This is a genomic window from Streptomyces sp. FH025, from assembly GCF_017427025.1.
GTDB lineage: Bacteria > Actinomycetota > Actinomycetes > Streptomycetales > Streptomycetaceae > Kitasatospora.
Map to the genome: position 1 here is coordinate 1 of NZ_JAFLNG010000538.1, position 5,455 is coordinate 5,455.

Here is a 5,455-nt window from a genome sequence, read left to right on the forward strand (position 1 = left end):
CAGCCCATTCCTGCAGGTCATTGCCCTCCACATCACTGCCACGGCAGGTGACGGGCAAGTGACGGACGGAGCTGATGCCACCACATGGCGTCAGCCCTGAACGGCACGGAGGGGACAGCACACGCGGAGTGAGAAGGACGGGCGGGAAGCAGTGACAACGGGCGAAGACACCAAGGTGCGCCGGCAGTTCGCGGTGGCCGGGTTCGCGGCCGGGCCGGACGGCAGGGCGCGGCGGGCGCGGGAGCAGGGGAAGGCGCTGCGGGAGCGGGTGCCCTGGAAGTCGCATGCGGAGTTCGCGGCCACGACCGACCGGCCGACGGCAGTGGAGGCGATCGAGGCGTCCAACGCCGGTCGGATTCCGGGGCTGGTGCCGATCCGGGTGGGCCGGATGGCCGCCACTCCGTTCGCCTTCCTGCGCGGATCGGCCGGGCTGATGGCCGCCGACCTCGCGAGCACTCCGGTCACCGGGATCGACGCCCAGCTGTGCGGGGACGCCCACGCGGCGAACTTCGGGCTGTACGGCGACGCGCGCGGCCAACTCGTGATGGACATCAACGACTTCGACGAGACCGTGCCCGGCCCGTGGGAGTGGGACCTCAAGCGCCTGGCCACCAGCCTGGTCCTGGCCGGCCGGGCGGCCGGGGCGAGCGAGACCACCGCCCGGGCGGCCGCGCAGCACGCGGCCTGCTCCTACCGCCGGACCATGCGCACCCTCGCCAAGCTGCCGGCGCTGGACGCCTGGAACGCCGTGGCGGACGAGCAGCTGGTGTCCTTCGCCGAGGCCCACGACCTCGCCGACGTGCTGCGGAAGGTCGGCGCGAAGGCCCTCGGCAACACCAGCGCCCGCTTCGCCGCCCGCAGCACCACCCGTACCGCGGACGGCGGCCGGCGGTTCACGGCCGCTCCCCCGGTGCTCACCGAGGTCACCGACGCGACCGCCCGCGCGGTGGCCGAGGCGCTCGGCCCGTACGTGGCGACGGTGCCGGCCGAGGTGCGCACCCTGCTGTCCCGGTACCGGGTGCAGGACGTGGCGTTCCGGATAGTGGGCACGGGCAGCGTGGGCACCCGCTCGTACGTGGTCCTGCTCACCGACCACCGGGACCAGCCGCTGGTGCTCCAGGTGAAGGAGGCCCGCCCGTCCGTGCTGCTGCCGTACCTCGACGGCCGCGGGCAGCGGCAGGAGGAGCACGAGGGCAAGCGCGTCGTGCTCGGCCAGAAGCACATGCAGGTGGTCAGCGACGCCCTGCTCGGCTGGACGACCGTCGACGGACTCCCCTACCAGGTACGGCAGTTCCGCAACCGCAAGGGCAGCGTCGACCCGGCCGCGCTGCAGCCGGAACAGCTGGACGACTACGCGCGGATCACCGGCGCGCTGCTCGCCCGGGCGCACGCCCACACCGCCGACCCGGGCCTGCTGGCCGGGTACTGCGGCAAGGGCGAGGCGCTGGACGAGGCGATCGCCGCCTTCGCCGTCGCCTACGCGGACCGCACCGAGGCCGACCACGCCGAGCTGGTCGCGGCGGTGCGCAGCGGGCGGCTGCCCGCCGAGCAGGGGGTGTAGCCGGTATGGGACTGTCGATCAGTGTGGGAGCACTCTGCACCCCGGATCTGCGGGACGAGGCCGAAGTGCTGCACCGGGCGCTCGAGGCCGAGGGCGTGGCCTGGCGGGAGCCTGCCGCGCCGGGAGCCGACGGCGGGGCCTTCTCGGCCGGCTTCCCGTACAGCTACCTGTCCGGGCTGCGGCGGGTGTACGTGCTGCAGCGGCTGGGCGAGCCGGTGACCGGGGCGCGCGGAGTCAGCCGCGAGCAGTACGAGGCCGAGCTGGAGTTGGTGGACGAGGAGACACTCCGGTTCGACTCGCACCTGCTCTGCCACTCCGACTGCGAGGGCTACTACGTACCGGCGGAGTTCGAGCTCGAGGACCCGCTCTTCCTCCCGGCGGAGTCCGGTGTGCCCGGCGGCGGCATGGTGGGTTCCAGTGGCGCCCTGCTCGCCGAGCTCCAGGGGTTCGCCGCCGCGATCGGGATCCGGCTGACGTCCGACGGTTCGCTCGACCCCGCGGAGTCGTCCCGCTTGGCCGCGTTGCCGGAGGACGACCCGTTCGAGCCCGAGGTCTTCGCCTGGCATCAGCTGTACCGGGCCTGCCGGGCCAGCCTCGCCGGCGGGCACGCGATCGTCTTCGGGTGACGGCCGGCCCGCTCGGGCACATGTCGGACGGCCTGGTGGCGCCGGGCCCTCAGCGTTTCAGGAACGGCGCCACCCCGGCGACGTACTCGCGGGGCCGGGCGCTGTGCACCAGGTGCCCGGCTTCGATGGTGACCAGGCGGCAGTGCGGGATGCGCCGGGCGAGTTCGGCGATCCGCTCCTGCGGGACGGGACTGGTGGCGCCGCCGGCGATCGCCAGGATCCGGGCGCGGATCCGGGCCAGCCCCTCGCGCCGGGCCGGGTCGGGGTCGTCGAACTGCGCCTTGCGGGCGCTGCGGTGCGACGCAGGCCCGGTGCCGAGGAAGGCAGCGGGGTTGTCAGCGCAGACCAGGGCCAGCGAGCCGAGCTTGCTCACGCGGACGACTCGGGCGCGAGGCCACGATCCGCTCCCGTGTCCTCCTCGCGTCGAGATTTCCAGGACCCCGGAGTTCACGCTGAGGGGATGTTCCGCCTCTTGCCTACGAAGGGTCCGTACCGAGCGGGCTCCGAGGAGAGGGGCGGGATGGATCCGCTCGTTGCTACGACGGTGGTGAGCGCGTCGGGTCTGGGGATCCGCGTAGTTGCTGCGGTGTGCCAGTACCTGGGGCTACGTTGGCGGGTGCGTCAGGAGCACGCGCACCGGCAGACCCTGGTGGCGCTCGCCCGGGCCCTGCCCGAGGGGAGCCGTTTCCGGGAGATCCGCGGCGATGGCAGCAGCCTGAGCCTGACGGTCCCGCCGCAGTCAGGTCGGTCAGGGGGACGGATCAGGTGAACGACAGGGAGCGATCGGCGGCCGGGATCTCCTCGGGCTTATCGGCGATACCGGGTCAGGGCGGTCTGCAGCACCGGTCCGGCCGTCGGCGGCGAAGACCCGTACATGCGCATCCTTGCCCTCGCCCCTCAGAAGCGCCTCTCGCTGCGCAATCACCCCGTCATCTCCGCCAGCGCCATCGCGGCTCTCCTCGTCCATGTTCTTGATCTGGTCAGCGCCCTCGACCGCGCTGTCGAGCCCATCGACCCCGGCCGCCTCCCTGGTCTCGCCCCTCTCCTGGACCTCGACCACCCTCTCGTCCGCGACCTTGTTTCCACCGGCGTCCGTGGCGCCGGTGCCCTTGGTCGTATCTCAGACGGCTCCTTCATCCGCAGCCGTGCCCTCAACAACGACCTCGTCCCCGCCCGTGACCTCGTCTCCGCCCGCAAACTTGCCCGCGACCTGGCCCGCGTCCTCGCCCGGGTCCTCGCCCGCGCCCGCGCTCGTACCGGCGTCCGTGCCCGCGTCCTCGCTCGCGTTCTCAACCGTGCCCGCGCCCTCGCCCGCGTCCTCATCAGCGCTGTCGATTCCTCTCAACTCACCGGTGGCCCCAACCTCGACCTCGCCGTCAGCCAGGACCTCGCCCGCCGCCTCTCTCACGACCTCGGCCAGGCTGTGAGCCGTCTGATCGGGCTGGACGTCGTCGGCGACATCGCGCCGGAGAGCCTCTACGGCCTGCTGGACGACTTCACCCAGGCCGACCTCACCAACGTCGACTTGACCGGCATCGGACTGGAAGGGGTGCGCTGGTCCAAGCACGCAACGCGCTGGCCGGCTGCGATGGACGTTGGACGGCTACGGGAGCAGTCGCTGGAGACTCCGTCCGGATCCGGCATCTACGTGGTGAAACGGGGCCCGACGACGACGGAGACCGATCGTCTGAGGGTGTAGCGGGCATTCGCCAGAGCGCGCTCGGCGGGAAGGACAGTCCCCGTTCCCCTTCCCTCCCGCAGGCCACCGCTCGCGGGAGTCCCCCGTTCGGACGCCGTCCCGGCTATCGTGTCGGGCATGACGTACCGCGTGCAGTACACCGTCGAGGCGAAGGCGACCATCGACGCCCTGCCGGCCGAACGTCGTGACCTCCTGGAGCGCGCACTTGGCGTTCTCGCCCGCGACCCGTACCACAAGACGGCCACGGCGCCGATCGGCCCCGACGAGCACCTGCGGAAGGCCTATGCCGCGCCCGGTGTCGTGGTGGAGTTCATGGTCGCCGACCACGTCCTGGTCGTCGTCGTGCTCGAGGTCTTCGACGAGCTCCAGTACCTGATCGACGAGGCCGACGCCCGCTGAGTGCCGGGCCACTGATGCCTTCGGGGTGCGGGTCTGCGCGGTCCTGGTCCACGACAACCGCCTCTGCCTGATCAGCCGCCAGCGCCCGGCCGGCCTCCGGCACTCGCTGCCCGGCGGCCTGGTCGACCCGCCGGTGCTGCGCTTCGTCCAGGACCAGGAGACCGGACGGCCGGGCGAGACCACGCCGTTGCGGCGCCGGCACCTGGTCTTCACCGCCCACCTGCCGACCACCTGGTGGCGGCCGTCGTCCAGGCCGAGCGGGACGACCCGGGCCGGGCGCCGGTGGTGTGGCTGCCGCTGGCCGACGCGGCCGGCCTCCACCTGTACCCGGACATCGGCGCCGTCCTCGGCCAGGCCGTCCGGCCCGACACCGCTGCGGGCGGGCCGGTGCTGCTCCCGGCGATGAGCGGCGCGTCCTACCAGTGGCGCTGATGTCCCGCGCGCATGCCGCAGCCGGTCCGGCGCGGAGGACGGGTCGGGCCGGGAGCGCCGGGTAGGGTCGCGGGATGAGGCCCGCGTCGGTCTGGCCTGCTGGACACGGTCATTACGGTGAGCTACATGGACATGCAGACGGCGGTCGCGCGCCTGGCCGAGGAAGCCGAGCAGCAGATCCGCGACCACCTATGGGAACTGACCCCGGGTGACCGCGGCCTCGCGGTCCAGGTCGAAACCGGGCTGCGCGAGGCCGTCGGCCCGCCGGACGTCCAGGAGGTCCTGCCGGCCAAGGACCGGCTGGAACACCTGCGGGAAGTCCTCGCCGTCCTCGCAATCGCCCTTGCCCGCACCCACGGCCGCCTGGCCTGGTTCCTCTCCAGCGCGCTCACCGTGCTCGAACCCGTCCTGCGCTGGCGCGCCCTGCCCGCCGAAGACGACCACGCCTTCGGCACCGTCCCCCCGGCCCCCGGGCAGTACACCGAAGCCGAGGACGCCGTCCGCCGTCTCCAGACCACTCTCGCCCGCATCACCGCCGGCTGACACCGCGTCCGGCACAGCACCGACCGCTCGCACCGGGGCGGTCGGCCTGCTGGCTTTGCTTCCGCACCGGACGGAAGACCACCACCGCACGCCCGCCGCCCCGGTTGCCGAGCGGGTGCCAGCTGGGTACGGACGGTCCGCGCTGGACCAGGTCCTCGATCCGGACGGCCCCGGCTGGGACGGCGGTGAGCATCT

The 5,455-nt window shown here is 72.9% G+C and carries 8 protein-coding genes; 7 read left to right on the plus strand and 1 reads right to left on the minus strand.

Translation table 11 applies throughout. The annotated features are described in order from the left end of the window. Positions 1–151: 151 nt before the first annotated feature. Positions 152–1,561 (plus strand): DUF2252 domain-containing protein, encoded by a 1,410-nt coding sequence (locus J0670_RS28800; RefSeq protein ID WP_374223189.1) that lies wholly within the window; start codon positions 152–154, stop codon positions 1,559–1,561. Between the two features lie 5 nt (positions 1,562–1,566). After that, positions 1,567–2,187 (plus strand): hypothetical protein, encoded by a 621-nt coding sequence (locus J0670_RS28805; RefSeq protein ID WP_207814618.1) that lies wholly within the window; start codon positions 1,567–1,569, stop codon positions 2,185–2,187. Between the two features lie 49 nt (positions 2,188–2,236). On the opposite strand, the gene J0670_RS28810 is transcribed toward J0670_RS28805, so the two are convergent. Beyond that, the gene (locus tag J0670_RS28810) at positions 2,237–2,560 is read right to left on the minus strand and encodes an alpha/beta fold hydrolase (protein ID WP_207814619.1); all 324 of its coding nucleotides are present in this window, start codon (positions 2,558–2,560) and stop codon (positions 2,237–2,239) included. Between the two features lie 147 nt (positions 2,561–2,707). Between J0670_RS28810 and J0670_RS28815 the strand changes: the two genes are divergently transcribed. The 5 genes from J0670_RS28815 to J0670_RS28835 all read left to right on the plus strand — a co-directional run bounded on the left by J0670_RS28815 (position 2,708) and on the right by J0670_RS28835 (position 5,260). After that, complete coding sequence (locus J0670_RS28815) at positions 2,708–2,956, plus strand: hypothetical protein (protein ID WP_207814620.1); 249 nt, start codon at positions 2,708–2,710, stop codon at positions 2,954–2,956. Positions 2,957–3,061: 105 nt separating this feature from the next. Beyond that, positions 3,062–3,886 (plus strand): hypothetical protein, encoded by an 825-nt coding sequence (locus J0670_RS28820; protein WP_207814621.1) that lies wholly within the window; start codon positions 3,062–3,064, stop codon positions 3,884–3,886. Between the two features lie 117 nt (positions 3,887–4,003). Continuing rightward, the gene (locus tag J0670_RS28825) at positions 4,004–4,285 is read left to right on the plus strand and encodes a hypothetical protein (protein ID WP_207814622.1); all 282 of its coding nucleotides are present in this window, start codon (positions 4,004–4,006) and stop codon (positions 4,283–4,285) included. Between the two features lie 234 nt (positions 4,286–4,519). Then, a complete protein-coding gene (locus tag J0670_RS28830; RefSeq protein ID WP_207814623.1) occupies positions 4,520–4,717 on the plus strand; it encodes a hypothetical protein in 198 nt (65 codons plus the stop codon). Between the two features lie 126 nt (positions 4,718–4,843). Beyond that, positions 4,844–5,260, plus strand: coding sequence for a hypothetical protein (locus J0670_RS28835; protein WP_243437664.1), 417 nt, complete (start codon positions 4,844–4,846; stop codon positions 5,258–5,260). Positions 5,261–5,455 lie beyond the last annotated feature (195 nt).

Bases quoted from the DNA above. Each gene is read 5' to 3' on its own strand.
- J0670_RS28825 (WP_207814622.1), top strand. From the start codon at position 4,004: ATGACGTACCGCGTGCAGTACACCGTCGAGGCGAAGGCGACCATCGAC.
- J0670_RS28805 (WP_207814618.1), top strand. From the start codon at position 1,567: ATGGGACTGTCGATCAGTGTGGGAGCACTCTGCACCCCGGATCTGCGG.
- J0670_RS28815 (WP_207814620.1), top strand. From the start codon at position 2,708: ATGGATCCGCTCGTTGCTACGACGGTGGTGAGCGCGTCGGGTCTGGGG.
- J0670_RS28820 (WP_207814621.1), top strand. From the start codon at position 3,062: ATGCGCATCCTTGCCCTCGCCCCTCAGAAGCGCCTCTCGCTGCGCAAT.
- J0670_RS28835 (WP_243437664.1), top strand. From the start codon at position 4,844: ATGGACATGCAGACGGCGGTCGCGCGCCTGGCCGAGGAAGCCGAGCAG.